The sequence below is a fragment of the Amycolatopsis sp. NPDC058340 genome (genome assembly GCF_042723975.1).
Lineage (GTDB): Bacteria > Actinomycetota > Actinomycetes > Mycobacteriales > Pseudonocardiaceae > Amycolatopsis.
The window spans coordinates 1-17552 of sequence record NZ_JBHXIB010000030.1; the positions used below are offsets into that span (position 1 = coordinate 1).

Genomic DNA, 17552 nt, shown 5'->3' on the forward strand with positions numbered 1-17552 from the left:
CGAGCGTGCCGAGCAGGATGTCGGCGGCGGCGAGGTACCGGTCCGTGAGGGCCTCCTTGCCTACCCTGAAGGTAGGCAAGGAGGCCCTCACGGACCTGCCGCCAACTGCCACCCACATTCAGGGGTACCTAAGGCAGCCTTGGCCCTAACCGTCCTAGCCACTCACGAGGTACCTGCGAGAGCGCCGGTGCAGAGAGTCGCCAAGGCGTCGCGTAGCCGTCGTAGGTGCTCCGGCGGCGATTCGAGGAGCGGGAGCCGGACCGTCGCGTGCGGGATGACGCCGAGTTCGGCCAGTGCGGCCTTGGCCATGATCGCTCCCTGCGAGGTGCGCATGACAGCCTCCGCCAGGGGAAGCAGTGCGGCGTTGAGCGATCGCGCGGTGTCGAGGTCTCCCCCGCGTACGGCGGCGATGAGTTCGGCGTTGCGGTCGGCGAAGGCGTTGCCCACGACGCTGACCAGGCCGGTGGCCCCGGCGGCGAGGTAGGGCAGGTTGAGCTCGTCGATACCGCAGTAATAGGCCAGCGATGTGCGGGCCATGACGGTCATCGCTTCGAACAGGTCGCCCTTGGCGTCCTTCACGGCCCGGATCCTGGGGTGGTGGGCGAGTTCGATGAGGGTGGCCGCTTCCATGGCCGTCCCGGCGCGGGCCGGGACGTCGTAGAGCATCACGGGCAGGTCGGTGGCGTCGGCGACCGCCTGGCAGTGCGCCACGATGCCGGCCTGTGTCGGCTTGGAGTAGTAGGGGCAGACGAGCAGGAGCGCGTCGGCGCCGGCCGCCTCGGCTTCCTTCGCGCGCCTGATGCACGCGGTGGTGTCGTAGGTGCCGATTCCGGCGATCACGCGCGCCCGGTTCCCGGCGCGGTTCGCCACGGTGTGGACGAGCCGCGCGGCTTCGGCGTCGGTCAGAGTGGGCGATTCCCCGGTGGTTCCGCCGACGACGATGCCGTCGCAGCCGCTGGTCAGCAGGTGGTCGACCAGGCCGGTGAGGCCGGGTTCGCTGAGGGCGCCGCCGGGTTCCATCGGGGTGACCATGGCGACGAGGTTGGAGCCGAAGAGGGTTTCGGTCATGCGGTCGATCCTGTCGGCGCCGATACCTGCGGTCCAGCGATGGTTTTTGGACGGTATTGCGTAGCCTGGCTTCATGATCGAGGTCGGGGCTCTGCGGGCGTTGCGGTCGGTGGCCGCGCTGGGGACATTGGCGCGGGCGGCGGACGAGCTGGGATTCACCGCGTCCGCGGTGTCGCAGCAGATCAAACGGCTCGAACGCCAGATCGGCATGCCGGTGCTCGCTCCGGCGGGCCGCGGTGTGGTGCTGACTCCGGCGGGACAGGCCGTCGTCGACTCCTCGCTGGAGGTGTTCCAGGCACTCGAACGGTGCGCCGAGGCCGCTCAGTCGGTCGCGGAGGGCGCGCCGCGCGGTGTTCTTCGGGTGGCCGCGTTCTCGACCGGTATCCGCGGCCTGCTCGCCCCGGTCCATCCTCGCCTCCTGACGCGCTACCCCGAACTCCGCCTGCACATCACCGAGCAGGACCCCGACCAGGCTCTGCATTCGGTCGAGGCCGGGACGGCCGACCTCGCGCTCCTGCATGACGCCGACGGTCTGCCGGTCCCGCTGTCCCCCGCGCTGTCGCGGCGCCTGGTGCACACCGACCTCGGTGACGTCGTCATGGCCGGGACCCATCCGCTGGCGCGAGCCGAACCGCCGCTGGAGGGCGCGGACCTGGCCGGGCACGCGTGGGTGACCAGTCCACCGGGCACGGTCTGCCACCAATGGTTCCGGCGCGTGTTCGCCGGCCTTCCGGAAGAACCCGACGTGCGGCACCTGGTGGACGACTTCTCCACGCAGCTGTCGCTGGTCGCCTCGGGCGAGGTCGTCGCGTTGATCCCGCGGCTGGCGCGCCCGCCTTTGCCCGAAGGGCTCGTCGCCCGGCCGCTGCGGCGCCCGCCGACGCGCGAGGTGCACGCCGCGTGGCGCCGCAGTGCCGAGTCGAGCCCCGCGATCCGGGCGGTGCTGGCGGAACTCGGGGCGACGCGGTCAGCTGGGGAACATGCTGGTCACGTTGACGAACGTGCCGGTGATCCCCATGGCGTCGTCGGAAGCGAGGAACGCCAGCGTGGCGGCGACCTCGGCGAGGCGCGGTGAACGCTTGGTCATCCGGGCCTCGGTGAGGCCGTCGAGTACGTTCCGCACCATCTCGGGACTCGCCGGCAGCTGGTTGTTCACCGCGGAGAGCTTCTCGGGCGTGAGGGTCTCCGGGATGCCCGCGACCCAGACACCGAGCGCGCGGACACCGTGCGGTCCGATCTCGACGGCGAGATTGCGGATGAAGGTGTCCAGTGCCGCGTCGATCGAGCCCGTGGCGCCCATCATCGGGCTGCCCTGGGCGGATCCGCTGTCGAGGGCGAGGATGGCGCCGGAGCCCTGGGCGGCCATGTGCCGGGCGGCGGCCCGCGCGGTGATGAAGTTCGTCGTGATCCCGGCGGTGATCGGGCGGACGTAGTCCTCGACCGACATCTCCACGAGCGGGATGCCTTGGATGTCGCCACGCGGGACGAGGTTGAGCGAGATGTCGAGGCTGCCCGCCTCGGCGGCCACGGCCGCCGCGTGCTCGTCGACCGCGGTCTCGTCCATGGCGTCGACCACCGCGACCTCGGCCTGTCCCCCGCTCTGCTCGATCTCGCCCGCGAGTTTCGTCAGCGCCGGCCGGTGCCGTCCGGTGAGGAAGACGCGGGCCCCGCGGGCGGCGAACTCCTTGGCGACGCCGTTGCCGATCGCGCCGCCGGCGCCGTAGATGATCGCGTTCTTGTTCTGGAGGCTCATGGGTTTTCCTTCCGCTTGGTCGGGTTCGACCGTTGAGACGCGGAAGGGGTGTGAACGTCATCGGTCCTCAGGTGAGCGTCAGCGGCAGCCCGAACGCGGGGAACAGGTGCGGCTCGAAAGCGGTGATCTCGGCGACCTTCCCGTCTTCGATGCGCAGTACGTCGAGCACCTGTGCCCGGTAGACCCGGGTGCCCGGCCGCCGGACGTAGCCGGCCGCGGCGGGAAGCCCGTTGGCGACGGCCGGGAGGTGTTTCCACTCCCCGAAGTAGGTCGGCGAGGCGGGATCGAGGGACTTGGCGACGAAGTCGAGGAAGACGTCGCGGCCGGAGAACCACAGCGGATTCGGCGGCATCGTGACCAGCACGTCTTCCCTGAGCAGCTCGGCCATGACCCGGCTGTCCCCGTTGGCGGTGGCGGCGGCCATGTAGCGCCGCAGGATCGCCTGCTCCTCCTCGGTCGGCCGCACGGTCCGAGCCCAGTCGGCGCGGCGTTCCGGCAGGCGTTCGCGCAGGGTGGGGCGAGCGCGCTGAAGGGCGCTGTTGACCGACGCGACGCTGGTTTCCAGCAGGTCCGCGGTTTCGGCGGTCTTCCAGCCGAGGACGTCGTTGAGGATCACCACGGCCCGTTGTTTCGGCGGAAGGTGCTGGATGGCGGCCAGGAACACCAGCTCCAGCGTCTCCCTGGTCTCGGCGATCTCGTCGGGGTCGTCCGGGAACGGCTGCAGCCACGGCATGAACTGCGGTGGTTCGCCTTCCTGTTCGACACCGGGCAGCGGGTCGTAAGGACGCGGGACCCTTTCGTTGCGCCGCAGGAAGTCGAGGCAGGTGTTGGTGGCGATCCGGTAGAGCCAGGCACGGAAACTCGCCCGGCCCTCGAAGCCTTCACGGCCGCGCCACGCCCGCAGGAAGGTCTCCTGGACGAGGTCCTGCGCGTCGTCGTAGGACCCGACCATGCGATAGCAGTGCACGCGCAGCTCGCGCTCGTGCTGCTCGACCCTCTCCGCGAAGGCGACCTCGTCCAGGGATTCCGTAACGGGGTCCGGGGTGACGTTTTCCGGCCACGCCCGGAGGGCGAGCTGCGCGATACGCCGCAACCTGCCGACGTCCGAGTTGAGCGTGGTGAGGTCGGCGAAGAAGGTGTCCGGCGGCTGGGGTGCGAGCCGGTTCGCGACCCGGCCGACCTCGGCGATGAGGGTGTCCAGGTCGGGTACGGGGCTGCGCCGTGACCGGTAGGCCTGCTGGCGGCACGCGGCGGAACAGTAGACGGCGGCGCGCCCTCTCGTTCCCGCTCTCGGTGGCAGCGGGCCACCACAGTTCGCGCAGGCCTGACCGGTCACGGCTCACCATCCCCCGGAAACGTAACGCTGGATCGGGTTACGCATTATGCGGCCTGGTACCCCGGGATGTCCTCGACACGGTGGTAGACGTCGAGCCCGCGGGACAGCGCGATGGCGACGTCCTGGTCGGCGCCGGTGGATTCGCCCGGCAGCCGCAGGACGGCGTCGCAGTGATGCAGCAGCCGGTCGGCCGTCGGGTACATGACCTCTTTCGCGATCGGATCGGCGACGGTCTTCCCGCCCGCGCCGCGCAGCACCGGCAGGGCGACCCATTCGCCGATCATCGGCACGTGCCCGCTGCGGAAGATCGGCCAGGCGGCCTCTTCGAGCCGGGCGAGGTTGCGGGCGAGGAGTTCGGGGTCGTCGCCGGTGCCGGAGCGGAACGGTCCGGCGATGAGGATCATCAGAGGTTTGCTCATGCGCCGGAGCATAATGTGCAACAATCGGCAGGAACAAGGAGGAACGTGCACATGTTGGCTGCGCAGCGACGAGACCTGCTGATGGAACGACTCAAAACCGAAGGCCGGATCGTGGCCAAGGACCTCGCCGCCGAACTCGGCGTATCAGAGGACAGTATCCGCCGTGACCTGCGAGATCTCGCGGACGCCGGACTGTGTCAACGGGTCTACGGCGGAGCCTTGCCGGTCTCGCCCGCCACCGCGGACTACGCGACGCGCATGGCGGTCAGCATCGCGGGCAAGGAACGCATCGCGAAACGTGCAGCAGCGTTGATCCGGCTCGGCTCGACGGTCATCCTCGACGGCGGGACGACCGCGCTCGCGCTGGCGAAGGCGCTCCCCGTCGATCTCGAAGCGAAGATCGTCACGCACAGTCCCACGGTCGCGGCTGCGCTCGTCACCCATCCGAAGGTCGAGGTGTTCCTGATCGGCGGACGGCTCTTCAAACACTCCGCCGTCACCTGCGGAGCGGCCGCGGCGGAGGCCGCGATGGGGATCAACGCCGACCTGTTCTTCCTCGGCGTCACCGGGGTGCACCCCGAAACCGGGCTCACCACCGGGGACTCCGACGAGGCCGCGATGAAACGCACCCTCGCCAAACGGGCAGCCGACACCTACGTGCTGGCCAGTTCCGAGAAGATCGGCGCGGCCTCGCCGTTCACCGTGCTCCCCCTGTCCGACGTCGCGGGCGTGATCACCGACGCGGCGCCGGACGAGCCGACGGTGAAGGAACTGGGAAAACTCGGCGTGAGCGTGCTGGGCGTCAGCCCTTCTTGGCCAGCCCGCGAAGCTGCTCCCAGCGACGCTTGATCCCCCAGAACCCGACCAGGACGATCGCCTCGCGCACGACCGAGCCGCTCATCTTCGACTGACCGACCTCGCGTTCGGTGAAGGTGATCGGCACCTCGACGACCTCGAACCCGGCGAGCGCCGTGCGGAACGCCAGGTCGATCTGGAAGCAGTAGCCGCGCGAGGCGATCTCGTCGAGCGGGAGCTTCTCCAGCACCGTGCGGCGGTACGCGCGGAAGCCGGCGGTGATGTCCTTGATCTTCGTGCCGAGCGCGATCCTCGCGTAAAGGTTCGCCACCCACGACAGCGCCTTGCGCTGGAACGGCCAGTTCACCGTGCTTCCGCCGGGAACGTAGCGGGAACCGATGGACAGGTCCGCGTCCTCCAGTGCCGCCAGCACGCGGGGAAGATCCTCCGGCGCGTGCGAGCCGTCGGCGTCCATCTCGACGATGGTGGCGTAGTCACGGGAGAGCCCCCAGCGGAAACCCGCGACGTACGCGGCGCCGAGGCCGGCCTTCTCGGTCCGGTGCATGACGTGGATCCGCTCGTCGGCCTTCGCGAGTTCGTCGGCGACGTCACCGGTGCCGTCCGGGCTGCCGTCGTCGACGACGAGGGCGTGCACGTCCGGAAGTGCCTTGAGCAGACGTTCCAGGATGGGGCCGATGTTGTCCCGCTCGTTGTACGTCGGGACCACCACCAGCACCGGGTCGATTCCCTGGGCCCCCCGCGGCGCCTGCGCCATCCGCTTTTCCTCCGTGTTCCGGCGGGTCAGCCCGCCGCTTCCCTCGTTGCCTTGGCGGCGCTCGCGCGCCGGGTGCGGAAACGGAGCACGTACCCGCCGGTAACCCCGGCGATCGCCAGGGCCAGCAGTCCGTACTCCGTCGTCACACCGAGTAGATCCGACAGCGTAGTCTGCTGCCTCAGCGGTACGCGCCCCACCAGGGAGTCTGCGGTGAACAGGCTGGTGGAGGCCCTGATCGAACCGTCGGGAGCGACGATCGCGCTGACCCCGCTGGTGGCCGAAACGATCACCGCGCGCCCGTGCTCGACCGCCCGCAGCCGTGACATCGCCAGCTGCTGGTAGCTCATCTCCCCCGGCCCGTACCAGGCGTTGTTGGTCGGCACGACGAGCAGCTCCGCGCCGTCGGCGACCGACTCCCTGGCCGGGTAGTCGAACGCCGTCTCGTAACAGATGAAGACGCCGACCTTGGTGCCCGCGACCGACAGCGCGGCGTTGGCGCCGTCACCCGGTGTCATGTTCGCCACGCTGTCGACGAACGGCGTCACCAGCTTCGCGATCTCACGAGCCGGGACGTATTCACCGAACGGGACCAGCTGCTGTTTGGCGTAGCGCTGGCCGGGACCGGTGACCGGATCCCAGACCAGCGCGGAGTTCTGCGCGGTGCCGTCGGGCAGCCGGACCAGCGCGCCGATGATCGCCTGCGTGCCGTAGTCGCGGACCATCTGGTCGACGCCGGCGTCGCCGGTGCGCATGGCCATCGCGGTCTCGGGCCACACCAGCAGATCGACCTTGGTGTTGCTCGCCTTGAGCTTTTCGAGCAGCCGCGCGCTCTCGGTGAGGTGGTTGCTCCGCAGTTCGTCGCGGCGGCCTTCCAGCGCCAGGCCGATGTCCGGGGCATTGCCCTGCACCGTGGCGACGGTGAGTTCGCCGTCCTGGGCTTCGGTGCCGATCGTCGGCCACACCGCGAGCCCCGCCACCACGGGCACCAGCGTCACCGCCGCCGCGGCCACCAGGGAACGCCGCGGATCAGCACCCCGCAGCCGCAGGCACAGCGCCGCGAGCCCGAAACCGGTCGCCACGACGGCGAGGCCGACCAGCGGAGCGCCGCCGATCGAGGCCAGCGAGACGAAGGCGCCCTCGGGCTGGCTGAACGCGACGCGACCCCAGGGGAATCCGCCGAAGGGGAACCAGGTCCGCGGGGTCTCCAGCGCGATGATCACCAACGCGGCCCACAGCGGCCCGAGCGGCAGCCGCCACACCACGGTGGCGAACGCTCCACCGAAACCGAGATACACCGACAGTGCCATCGACAGCGCGAGCCACGGCCACGGACCGAAACCCGGGCCGAGGAAGTCCAGCAGCCACGTCAGCAGCGGCAGGAAGAACCCCATCCCGAACACGAACGCGTAGCCGAACGCGCCCCGGAACCTGCGTCCGTGCACCACCAGCGCGAAGCCGGTGAACGCCAGCGGTGCGAGCCACCACAGCGGACGCGGCGCGAAACTGAGGTACAGCGTGAAACCCGACGCCGCGGCGACGAGGAAACGCAGCAGCCAGGCGCGGGAGAACCGCTTCCGGGGCGCCGCTTCGGGGTCCGGATCGGTCACGGTCGAGGACACCCCTGAACCCTAGGCCGTGCGGGTGAACACATCGTGGATGACCTCTCCGTCGCGGACCGTGCGCAGGCAGCGGGGCAGCGTCGCCCCCTCGGCCAGGTTCGGCAGCGGGGGTACCCCCGCGCGCGGATCGGTCGACCAGCGTTGCACCCGCGAGTCCGGGGTCGCGACGACGAGATCCTCCGCGTCCCAGATCGCGTAGTGCGCGGGGGCGCCCGGGACCAGGCTGCCGGTGACCCCGTCGTTCACCCCGGCGGCGCGGTGCCCCGCGCGGGTGTGTGCGGTGAAGGACGCGCGAGCGGACAGCCCCGAGCCCGGCGTGCGGTGATAGGTCCCGGCGCGGACGGTGGCCCACGGGTCGACAGGCGTGACGGGAGCGTCGGAGCCGAAAGCGAGCAGGAGCCCTTCGGCGGCCATGGCGGCGAAGGGGTTGAGCTTTGGGGCCCGTTCGCCGCCTAGGCGATCGACGTACATGCCGTGCGTGCCGCCCCATTCCGCGTCGAACTGCGGCTGGACCGACGCGACCACACCCCAGCCGGCGAGCTCCTTGGCCTGGTCGGCGTCGATCATCTCGACGTGTTCGAGCCGGTGGTGCCGGGCGGCCAGCGCTCGACGGCCGACGGTGTTCTCCGCGAGCCGGAATCCTTCGACGACCTCGGCGACCGCGGCGTCGCCGATGACATGGAAACCGGCCTGGAGTCCGGCCTCGGTGCAGGCGGCGACGTGCTCGGCGATGGCGGCGGCGTCGAGATAGAGCGTTCCGGAGGTGCCGTGGGCGTCGGCGTAGGGCTCGTGCAGCGCGGCCGTGCGCGAGCCGAGCGCGCCGTCGACGAACAGGTCGCCCGCGACTCCCCTGGCGCCGAGCGCGCGAGCGGTGTCGATTCCGCCGCGTTCGCCCCAGTAGCCGACGACCTCCGGCAGCCCGGGCCCGGACGCGAGCGCGAGCAGGTCGGTGAGGTCTTCGGCGCCGGAGATGTCCGGGCCCGCGCATTCGTGGACGCTCACCACTCCGCGCGCGGCGGCTTCGGCGAGGAACGCGCGCTGGGCTTCGCGGCGCTGCTGGGGGGTGATCGCGTCGCGCATCGCGGCGCGCACGAGATGGTGGGCGTCGCGGGTCAGCGGTCCGTCGGCCGACCAGCCCGGCGCCTCGTGCACGCCGGCGGCCAGCGCGACGAGGGCACTGGAGACGAGCGCCGAGTGGACGTCGACCCGGCTCAGGTACACCGGGGCGCCGTTCGCGGCCTCGTCGATCTCGGCGCGGCTGGGCAGCCTGCCGTCGGTCCAGCGGGATTCGTCCCAGCCGTGGGCGACCAGCACCTGGCCGGGCCGGACGGCGTCGCGGACCGCGGCCAGGAGTTCGCCCGCGCCGCGGACGTCCGCGAGGTTCAGGCCGGTGAGGTGCAACCCGGTCGCGGTGGCGTGGACATGCGCGTCGACGAAGGCCGGGGCGACGAAGGCGCCGTCGAGGTCGACCGGTTCGGCGTCGGGATGCAGTGCCCGCGCCGGGCCGTCCTGCCCCACCCAGACGACGATGCCGTCGGTGATCGCCATGGCGGTGGCGTCGGGAGCCGAGGGGCTGTAGATGCGCCCGCCGAGCAGGAGCGTCGTTCGCGCGTTCGTCACCCTCCCGAGTTTGCAGCGTGCGGACGATCACCGCGTGGCCAGGGTCGGCGAATTTGCGAACCGCGTCACCGGCTCGACTCGAAGCGATAGATCACCATGGCCGTCCGGCCGGTCCGGTGGGCGGGATCGCTGCCATGGAACACGTTCGAGGACCGAGGGAGTATTCGCCGGACACACCGAGCGCGGCAGGAATATTTACGTCTTCCGGACGATGTGACAGGATATTTTCACGCGTTTCCGACGACGAGGAGTACAAGTGACTGCGATCCAGGAACCGACCTCGCCGGTGGCCGCCTACGATCAGCCCTACGACTACACCCGAGTCGAGCTGACCGAACCCGACTGGCGCCGCTTCCCCGGCTGGCACGACGTGACCGAGGCAGAGTGGCGCGACGCGCAGTGGCAGCGAGTGCACTGCATCCGTAACGCCAAGCAGCTGCGCGCCCTGATGGGCGATCAGCTCGAGGAGCGCTTCTACGAGGACATGCTCGCCGACCAGCGCGAGATGGCCACGATGTCGATGCTCCTGCCGCCGCAGATGATCAACACGATGGCGCCCAACGCGGGCACCGACCCGGCGAAGGTGACCGAAGCCTGGTACGCCGACCCGATCCGCCGCTACATGCTCCCGGTGCGCAGCGACCGGGACACCGAATGGCCGAGCCACCCGCACTCCGAGCGGGACTCGCTGCACGAGGCGGAGATGTGGGTCGTGGAGGGGCTGACCCACCGCTACCCCACCAAGGTCCTCGCCGAGATGATCTCCACCTGCCCCCAGTACTGCGGGCACTGCACCCGGATGGACCTGGTCGGCAACTCCACCGAACAGATCGAGAAACACAAGCTCTCGCTCAAACCGGTCGACCGCCAGGACGCGATGATCGAGTACCTGAAGAAGACCCCCGGCGTGCGTGACGTCGTGGTCTCCGGCGGCGACGTCGCGAACGTGCCGTGGCCGCAGCTGGAGTCGTTCCTGATGCGGCTGATGGACATCGACACCGTCCGTGACATCCGGCTCGCCACCAAGGCGCTCGCCGCCCTGCCGCAGCACTGGATCCAGCCGAAGGTCGTCGAAGGTCTCGAACGCGTCGCCGGCACCGCGCAGCGCCGCGGCGTCAACCTCGCGATCCACACCCACGTCAACCACGCCCAGTCGGTGACCCCGCTGGTCGCGGAAGCCGCCAGGACCGCGCTCGACGTCGGCGTCCGCGACGTGCGAAACCAGGGCGTGCTGATGAAGGGCGTGAACGCGACCCCGGCCGACCTGCTGGACCTGTGCTTCGCGCTGCAGGGCGAGGCGAACATCCTGCCGTACTACTTCTACATGTGCGACATGATCCCCAACGCCGAACACTGGCGGGTCTCCGTGCACGAGGCGCAGGAACTGCAGCACGCGATCATGGGATATTTGCCGGGCTACGCCACGCCGAGGATCGTCTGCGACGTGCCGTACGTCGGCAAACGCTGGGTGCACCAGCTCGCCGAATACGACCGCGAGCTCGGGATCTCCTACTGGACCAAGAACTACCGGACCGGGATCGAACACGAGGACCCGGAAGCCTTGCAGCGCCGCTACCCCTACTACGACCCGATCTCCACGCTGCCCGAAGCCGGCCAGCGCTGGTGGCGGGATCAGCCGAAGGCGTAAGCCGGATCGGCTTCCCAAGTCCGTGAAGGCCTCCTTGAGGGACCCAGAGTCCCTCAAGGAGGCCTTCACGGATCAACCTCAGCCGCGAACCACGCCACGTTCGCCTTACCGCACAACAAGAGCTTCGCACGCTCCGGCGATCCTCGACCGGAATCCGCGGAACCCAGCGAAGATCTTTCCGCGCGAGTGTCCTTTGTGGCCGGACAGGGCACCGTCTTGACGGACCCTGGATCGGGATCTACTCTTCATCCTTCAGACAGGCACAGACGAAGAGCCACTGTCAGCGGTCTTCGTCGTGTCTGTTTTTTTTGTGTCGGATCGCTGACAGCCAGCGCAGAAAGTTGGCGGTCCATGAGTTCATCGACGCTCAGCCCGACAGGCTCGATTTCGAACGTCTCCCAGGTAGCCGCGCTCGTCAACGGGCTGTCGAGGTTGCCGCGCAAGGCCAATCTGCTGTGGTATCTGGTACTGGGCGGGCTATTCCTGGACGCCTACTCCAACGCCGCGCTCGGCGCAGGCCTCTCCCCGATGATCAAGGAGCTCGGCCTCAGCTCAACCCAGGTCGGCGTGCTCACCGCGACCGCGCCCGCGGTGGCGATCCTGTTCAACCCGATCGGCGGCTGGCTGGCCGCCCGGATCGGCCGGGTCAAACCGCTGATCGCGGCCAAGGCGATCGCGGCCGTCGGGGCCGTGCTCACCGCGACGGCGGGCGGGTTCGGCGAGGTCTGGTTCGGACGCGGGCTCGTCGGCGTCGCCTACGGGATCGACTTCGCGGTGGCCATGGCCATGCTCGCGGAGTACACCCCCGCGAAACTGCGCGGACGGCTCAACCTCTGGCAGTCCGTCTGGTACGTCGCCACCACCGTGAACCTCGGACTGACGCTGGTGTTCTTCCAGCTCGACGCCGGGGTGGGGATCTGGCGATGGTCCGTCGGGTCGGCCGGTGTCTTCGCGATCGTCCTGCTGGTGCTGCAGCTGCTGTTCCTCGTGGAAAGCCCGTCGTGGCTCGCGGCCAAGGGCAGGCTCGCGGAAGCGGCGGTCAGCCTACGCCGGATCTACGGTTTCCAGGTGACACCGGGAACCTCGAGCGGGCCTGACCCGGCCCAGGAACGGAAGATCGGCTTCCGGCACGCGGGTGTGCTGTTCCGCAAGCCCTATCTGCCGCGGACCTTCCTGTCCACGGCGATCTCCCTGACCCAGTCGATGCAGTACTTCGCCGTCGGGTGGTACCTGCCGGTGATCAGCCTGGCGATCTTCGGGCAGGCCTTCCAAACCGCGACCCTGGGTTCGATGATCTTCAACGTCGCCGGGATCATCGGCGGTGCGCTCTCGGCGTACTTCGGCAGGAAGATCGGGCTCCGGACGAGTTCCGCCATCGGCTACGCCTTCGCGTTCGCCATCCTGCTGGTGATGGGGCTGGGCTTCGGGAAGCTGCCGATCGCCGTCGGGTTCCTGCTCCCGTTCCTGTTCATCTTCTTCCATTCGGCCGGACCGGGCGCGAACGGCAAATCCATCGCGGCGCTGTCCTACCGCAGCGACATCCGCACCCTCGGCACCGGCGTGACGGGGATGCTCGGCAGCTTCGGCAGTGTCGTCGGGCTCTACGTGTTCCCGCAGATCAAGGAATCGATGGGACTCGGCCCGACGATCGCCCTGCTCGCGGTCGTGCCGTTCCTCGGCCTGGTCTCCTGCCTGATCGTCCGCTGGGACCCCACGCGCAGCGGCGTCGATCCCGACGACGAGACCATCGACCTCAAGCTCGGGAGCGCCTGATGCGGCGCGGGATCCTGGCCGTCGACGAGGGTTCCACCGGCACCAGGGCGGCCGTCGTCGGCGAGGACGGACAGTGCGGGCCTTCCTTCTACACCGCCATCGACGTCAGCCATCCCCGCCCGGCCGAGGTCGAACAGGACGCCATCCAACTGCTGGAGCGGACCGTAGACGTCGCCCGCCAAGCGGTGAAATGGGCAGCCGAGAACGGTGTGGAGATCACTGGGATGTCGATCTGCACCCAGCGGGCGACGGCCGTGCTGTGGGACCGCGAGACCGGTCGCCCGCTGGCGCCCGCCGTGGTGTGGCAGGACAGCCGCTACGCCGCCGAGCTGGCGAAGCTCGCCCCGGAGTGGGACCGGTACCTGTGGGCCGAAACCGGGCGTCCGGTGGGCACCCGTGCCCCGTTCCTGTGGGCCGCCAGGAAACTCGGGGAGCTCGGCGTTCCGGCCGGGCGGGTGCTGTTCGGCTCGGTGGACACCTGGCTGGTGTGGCATCTCAGCGGTCGCGAGCGATACGCGATCTCGGCGACGAACGCCGTCGCGTTCGGCGGCTACCGGTTGCGCGAGCACTGCTGGGACGAGAAATGGCTGGAGGCACTGGGTTTTCCCGCCGAGTCGGCTCCGCCGCCACTGGACGACGACGGCGACTACGGCTGCACGGACCCGGATCTGCTCGGCATCCGCGTGCCGATCGCCGCGGTGATGGGCGACCAGCACGCGTCCCTGATCGCGCTCGGCGCGCTTTCGCCCGGCCAGGCCACCTGCGTCCACGGCACCGGCACGTTCGTCGGCGCGCTCGCCGGTGACGAGCCGCCCGAGGCGGTGGGCGGTCTCGACGGCGTGCTGTGCCTGGTCGCCTGGCGCAGCGGCGGCCACAGCCGGTTCAGCCTCGAGTCCTACACCTCGACCACCGGATCCGCCCTGCGATGGCTCATCGAAGACCTCGGCTTGTTCGCCTCGGCGGCCGAGATCAGCGCGCTGGCCGCGGCGCAGCCGAGTGGCAAGACGACGTGGTTCGTGCCGACGCTGGCCGGACTGCGCACCCCGGTGCAGCGGCCCGACGCCCGCGGGATGCTGGCCGGGCTGAGCCTGGCGACCACGCGGGAAGCTCTGGCCAGGGCGGTGATCGACGGGATCGCCCACGCGGTGAGCGACACCGCCGACGCCTTGCGCACCACCATGGACCGGCCGATGACCCATCTCCGGGCCGGCGGTGGGCTGGCGGCGAGCGACGCGTTGCTCCAGAGCCAGGCCGATTTCACCGGTCTCGCCATCGAACGGGTGGCGGATTCGGCCACCGCCAGCCTGCGCGGCGCCGCCTATCTCGCCGGCACCCGGCTCGGGCTGTGGCCGTCGCTGGCCGAGGCCGTCGCCCACCAGCCACCCGGGCGGATCTTCGAGCCCGCCATCGCCGAAACCGACCGGCTGAAGCTACGGGCGCGCTGGCAAGACGTGCTCGCCGTTTCGCTGTCGTGAAACCCAGTTCTGAGTTGAGAGGTTCCCCGAAAATGTTCACACTGCCGTCCCGGCGGCCGAATGCCGTCGCAGCGGGAGCGACCCCTTCGGCGCTGCTGCGACTGGACCGTCGCAGCGCGCTGACCGGACTCGACACCGGCGAGTTCGACCTTCTCGTCATCGGCGGCGGAATCACCGGCGCCTACTGCGCGCTGGACGCCGCCGCCCGCGGCCTGTCGGTCGCGCTGGTCGAACGCGACGACTTCGCGTCCGGGACCTCGTCCAAATCGTCCAAGATGGTGCACGGCGGCCTGCGCTACATCGAGCAGGGCAACCTGGATCTGGTCCGGCACTCCCTCCTGGAACGCCAGCGATTCCGCCGCAACGCACCACATCTGGTGCAGCGGCTGCCCTTCCTGTTCCCGATCCTGGCCAAGGACGGGGTGTTCGACGCCCGGATCGCCCGCGCCTTCGAGAGTCTGCTGTGGACATACGACCTCGCGGGCGGCTGGCGGATCGGCAAGCTGCACCAGCGGCTCACGGTCGACGAAGTACTGGCGCACGCCCCGACCCTGCGAGCCGACCACCTGCGCGGCGGCCTCATGTACTACGACAGCCGTGCCGACGACGCCCGGCTGACCCTCGCGATCGTGCGCACCGCGGCCCGGCTCGGCGCCGTCGTGGCCAACGGCGCCGAGGTGACCGGCCTCCGCACCACGGGCGGACGGGTGACCGGTGCGACGGTCGAGGCCGGCGGCGAACGGATCGACGTCCGGGCGCGGGTGGTCGTCAACGCGACCGGGGTGTGGGCCGACGACGTGGACGGCATGGCCTCCCCCGGGCACCGGCCACAGGTGCGCCCCGCGAAGGGCGTCCACATCGTGCTGCCGTGGTCGAAGATCCGCAACGACTGCACGGTGACGGTGCCCATCCCCGGCCGCGCGAGGCGGGCGACCTGCACCCGCTGGGGTGACGTCGTCGTGGTCGGCACCACGGACACCGATTACGACGGTCCGACCGACGACGTGCACTGCACCCGCGACGAGATGGAGTTCCTGCTCGAAGGCGCCACGATCGCCTTCGACACCAAACTCGGTCCCGAGGACGTGCTGGGCAGTTACGCGGGTCTGCGGCCGCTGGTCGGCGGCTCCGAAGGGACCACCCTCGACATGCGGCGCGATCACCACATCACCGTCGCCTCGGGCATGGTCACCGTGACCGGCGGCAAACTCACCACGAGCAGGCATATGGGCGAACTCGTCGTGGACGAGGCGCTCGGGCTGCTGGGGCGCAAGGCCCGCTGCCGCACCAAGAACCTGCCCCTGCTCGGCGGCGCCGGCTACGACGCCGAGGCCACCGCGGCGACCGGCGGGATCGCCGCGCACCTCGGCGGCCGCTACGGGACCGAAGCCCGTTTCGTGAGCGCGCTCGTCGACGAGGACCCGACGCTCGGCGAGCCGCTCGTGCCCGGCCAGCCGCACCTCAAGGCCGAGGTGGTGTTCGCGGCGAGGTCGGAGATGGCGCGCTCGGTCGACGACGTGCTGTCCCGGCGCACGCGGCTGCGGCTGTTCGCCAGGGACGCCTCCGCCGAGGCCGCGCCGCTCGTCGGCGAACTGCTCGGCGCCGAACTCGGCCTGCCACCGGAGACCGTGGCGTCGCAAGTGCGGGACTATCGGGCGGACGTCGCCCGGGAGAAGTCGATTCTGTTGGGAGACAACGCATGATCAGCAGTCAGACCATCGCCCACCCGTTCAACCGGGGGAAGTACGTGGTCGGGGCTCCGACGCCGCCCCGCTGGGGTGACCGGACGCCTCCGGGGCAGGGCCCGGCGTCGCTGCAGACGACCGTCGTCCCCGTGCCCACCGCGCTGACCGAGTCGCTGCGCGAGGTCGCGGACGCCGTGCACACCGAGCACGACGAGGTCGTGCTCCGCACCCGCGACTGGTGGGCCGGTTCGATGATCGGCGAGACCGCCGGGAACCCGGCGACGCCGGAAGCGGTGATCGCCGAGGTCAGCACGGTGGAGCAGGTGCAGGCCGTCGTCCGACTGTGCGGCGAGCACAAGGTGCCGCTGACGGTGTCCGCCGGCCGCAGCAACGTCACCGGCGCCGCCCTGCCGGTACGCGGCGGCGTGGTGCTCGACGTCTGCGGGCTGAACCGGATCCTGTCCTTCGACGCGAACTCCCAGATCGTCGACGTGCAGGCCGGGATGTTCGGCGACCTGTTCGAGACCGAACTGCAGAAGACGCACGGCGCCACCACCGGACACTGGCCGTCCGCGTTCGCACTGTCCACTGTGGGCGGCTGGGTGGCCTGCCGCGGGGCGGGCCAGCTCTCCACCCGCTACGGCAAGATCGAGGACATGGTCGTCGGCCTCGACGTCGTGCTCGCCGACGGCACGCTCGCCCGCTTCGGCGACTATCCGCGCGCCGCCACCGGCCCCGACCTGCGCCAGCTGTTCGTCGGTTCGGAGGGAACGCTCGGCGTGATCACCTCCGTGCGCCTGCGCACGCACCCGCTGCCCGGCTACGCCAAGGCCGTCGCCTACGGCTTCGAAACCTTCGCCGAAGGGCTGGAGGCGTGCCGGCTGATCATGCAGCGCGGAGCGACACCGGCCGCGATGCGGCTCTACGACAAGCTGGAGAGCGGGACCCATTTCGGCCTGCCGGACACCAACCTGCTGCTGATCGCCGACGAAGGCGACCCGGTGCTGGTCGACGCGATGCTCCGCGTCAGCTCCGAGGTCTGCGCCTCGACCGGGTCCGAATTGGACGGCCAGGCCATCTTCGAGCGGTGGCTGGACGAGCGGATGCTGGTCGGCAAGTCGGCGGACGGGTTCACGCCCGGCCCCGGTTTCGTCGCCGACACGCTCGAAATGGCAGGCGCGTGGTCGGCACTGCCCACGATCTACGACGAGGTCGTGGCCGCGATCGAGGCCGTTCCCGGCACCTTGGCCGCGTCCGCGCACCAATCCCACGCCTACACCGACGGCGCGTGCCTGTACTTCTCGCTCCGCGGCGACGTGGAACCGGAGAAGCGTCGGCACTGGTACCGCTCGGCATGGGACGCGGCCAACGCCGTGCTGGTGCGCCACGGAGCCGCCCTGAGCCACCACCACGGTTCCGGTCTGCTGCGGGGGCCGTATCTCGCGGACACGCTCGGCTCCGGGTTCGGCACGTTCGTCGCCGTGAAGCGGGCGCTCGATCCGCAGGGCCTGCTCAACCCCGGCAAGCTCGGGCTGCCCAGTGACCTCGGGCCGAATCCCCTTGACTCCGCGAGCTGATCGACCACT

General features: G+C 70.2%; 14 protein-coding genes. 7 read left to right on the top strand and 7 right to left on the bottom strand.

From position 1 onward, the window contains the following. Positions 1 to 162: 162 nt before the first annotated feature. Positions 163 to 1068 carry a 4-hydroxy-tetrahydrodipicolinate synthase gene (gene dapA / locus ACFWIW_RS27535; protein WP_378371135.1) on the bottom strand — a complete coding sequence of 302 codons (906 nt, stop codon included), beginning with the start codon at positions 1066 to 1068 and terminating at the stop codon, positions 163 to 165. 73 nt (positions 1069 to 1141) lie between these two features. Between dapA and ACFWIW_RS27540 the strand changes: the two genes are divergently transcribed. Continuing rightward, complete coding sequence (locus tag ACFWIW_RS27540) at positions 1142 to 2143, top strand: LysR family transcriptional regulator (RefSeq protein ID WP_378371136.1); 1002 nt, start codon at positions 1142 to 1144, stop codon at positions 2141 to 2143. On the opposite strand, the gene ACFWIW_RS27545 is transcribed toward ACFWIW_RS27540, so the two are convergent. The 3 genes from ACFWIW_RS27545 to ACFWIW_RS27555 all read right to left on the bottom strand — a co-directional run bounded on the left by ACFWIW_RS27545 (position 2036) and on the right by ACFWIW_RS27555 (position 4576). Continuing rightward, complete coding sequence (locus ACFWIW_RS27545; protein ID WP_378371137.1) at positions 2036 to 2821, bottom strand: SDR family NAD(P)-dependent oxidoreductase; 786 nt, start codon at positions 2819 to 2821, stop codon at positions 2036 to 2038. The two genes, ACFWIW_RS27540 and ACFWIW_RS27545, sit on opposite strands and share 108 nt — an antisense overlap. A gap of 67 nt (positions 2822 to 2888) precedes the next feature. Continuing rightward, on the bottom strand, positions 2889 to 4157 hold the full coding sequence (locus ACFWIW_RS27550; RefSeq protein ID WP_378371138.1) for a sigma-70 family RNA polymerase sigma factor: 1269 nt from the start codon (positions 4155 to 4157) through the stop codon (positions 2889 to 2891). Positions 4158 to 4201: 44 nt separating this feature from the next. After that, the gene (locus ACFWIW_RS27555) at positions 4202 to 4576 is read right to left on the bottom strand and encodes a DUF4406 domain-containing protein (protein ID WP_378371139.1); all 375 of its coding nucleotides are present in this window, start codon (positions 4574 to 4576) and stop codon (positions 4202 to 4204) included. A gap of 51 nt (positions 4577 to 4627) precedes the next feature. Between ACFWIW_RS27555 and ACFWIW_RS27560 the strand changes: the two genes are divergently transcribed. Beyond that, the gene (locus ACFWIW_RS27560; protein ID WP_378371215.1) at positions 4628 to 5425 is read left to right on the top strand and encodes a DeoR/GlpR family DNA-binding transcription regulator; all 798 of its coding nucleotides are present in this window, start codon (positions 4628 to 4630) and stop codon (positions 5423 to 5425) included. Here the strand turns inward: ACFWIW_RS27560 and ACFWIW_RS27565 are convergent. Genes ACFWIW_RS27565 through ACFWIW_RS27575 form a run of 3 tightly spaced genes read right to left on the bottom strand, consistent with a single transcriptional unit; the run spans position 5379 to position 9385 of the window. Beyond that, positions 5379 to 6146 (bottom strand): polyprenol monophosphomannose synthase, encoded by a 768-nt coding sequence (locus ACFWIW_RS27565; protein WP_378371140.1) that lies wholly within the window; start codon positions 6144 to 6146, stop codon positions 5379 to 5381. The genes ACFWIW_RS27560 and ACFWIW_RS27565 overlap by 47 nt on opposite strands. A gap of 26 nt (positions 6147 to 6172) precedes the next feature. Continuing rightward, positions 6173 to 7765 carry an apolipoprotein N-acyltransferase gene (gene lnt, locus ACFWIW_RS27570; protein WP_378371141.1) on the bottom strand — a complete coding sequence of 531 codons (1593 nt, stop codon included), beginning with the start codon at positions 7763 to 7765 and terminating at the stop codon, positions 6173 to 6175. A gap of 9 nt (positions 7766 to 7774) precedes the next feature. Then, positions 7775 to 9385, bottom strand: a complete 1611-nt coding sequence (locus ACFWIW_RS27575; protein WP_378371142.1) for an amidohydrolase — start codon at positions 9383 to 9385, stop codon at positions 7775 to 7777. Positions 9386 to 9641: 256 nt separating this feature from the next. Here ACFWIW_RS27575 and ACFWIW_RS27580 point away from each other — a divergent pair, with 256 nt between their 5' ends. The 5 genes from ACFWIW_RS27580 (at position 9642) to ACFWIW_RS27600 (ending at position 17543) form a co-directional block, all read left to right on the top strand. Further along, on the top strand, positions 9642 to 11033 hold the full coding sequence (locus ACFWIW_RS27580; RefSeq protein ID WP_378371143.1) for a KamA family radical SAM protein: 1392 nt from the start codon (positions 9642 to 9644) through the stop codon (positions 11031 to 11033). A gap of 351 nt (positions 11034 to 11384) precedes the next feature. Beyond that, the gene (locus ACFWIW_RS27585) at positions 11385 to 12806 is read left to right on the top strand and encodes an MFS transporter (protein ID WP_378371144.1); all 1422 of its coding nucleotides are present in this window, start codon (positions 11385 to 11387) and stop codon (positions 12804 to 12806) included. Then, positions 12806 to 14281: an FGGY family carbohydrate kinase gene (locus ACFWIW_RS27590; protein WP_378371145.1), complete on the top strand. Its 1476-nt coding sequence runs from the start codon at positions 12806 to 12808 to the stop codon at positions 14279 to 14281. The genes ACFWIW_RS27585 and ACFWIW_RS27590 overlap by 1 nt, the downstream gene beginning before the upstream one ends. Positions 14282 to 14313: 32 nt before the next feature. Further along, positions 14314 to 15984, top strand: a complete 1671-nt coding sequence (locus tag ACFWIW_RS27595; protein WP_378371146.1) for an FAD-dependent oxidoreductase — start codon at positions 14314 to 14316, stop codon at positions 15982 to 15984. Then, positions 15981 to 17543, top strand: coding sequence for an FAD-binding oxidoreductase (locus ACFWIW_RS27600; protein WP_378371147.1), 1563 nt, complete (start codon positions 15981 to 15983; stop codon positions 17541 to 17543). Before ACFWIW_RS27595 ends, ACFWIW_RS27600 begins: the two co-directional genes overlap by 4 nt. Positions 17544 to 17552 lie beyond the last annotated feature (9 nt).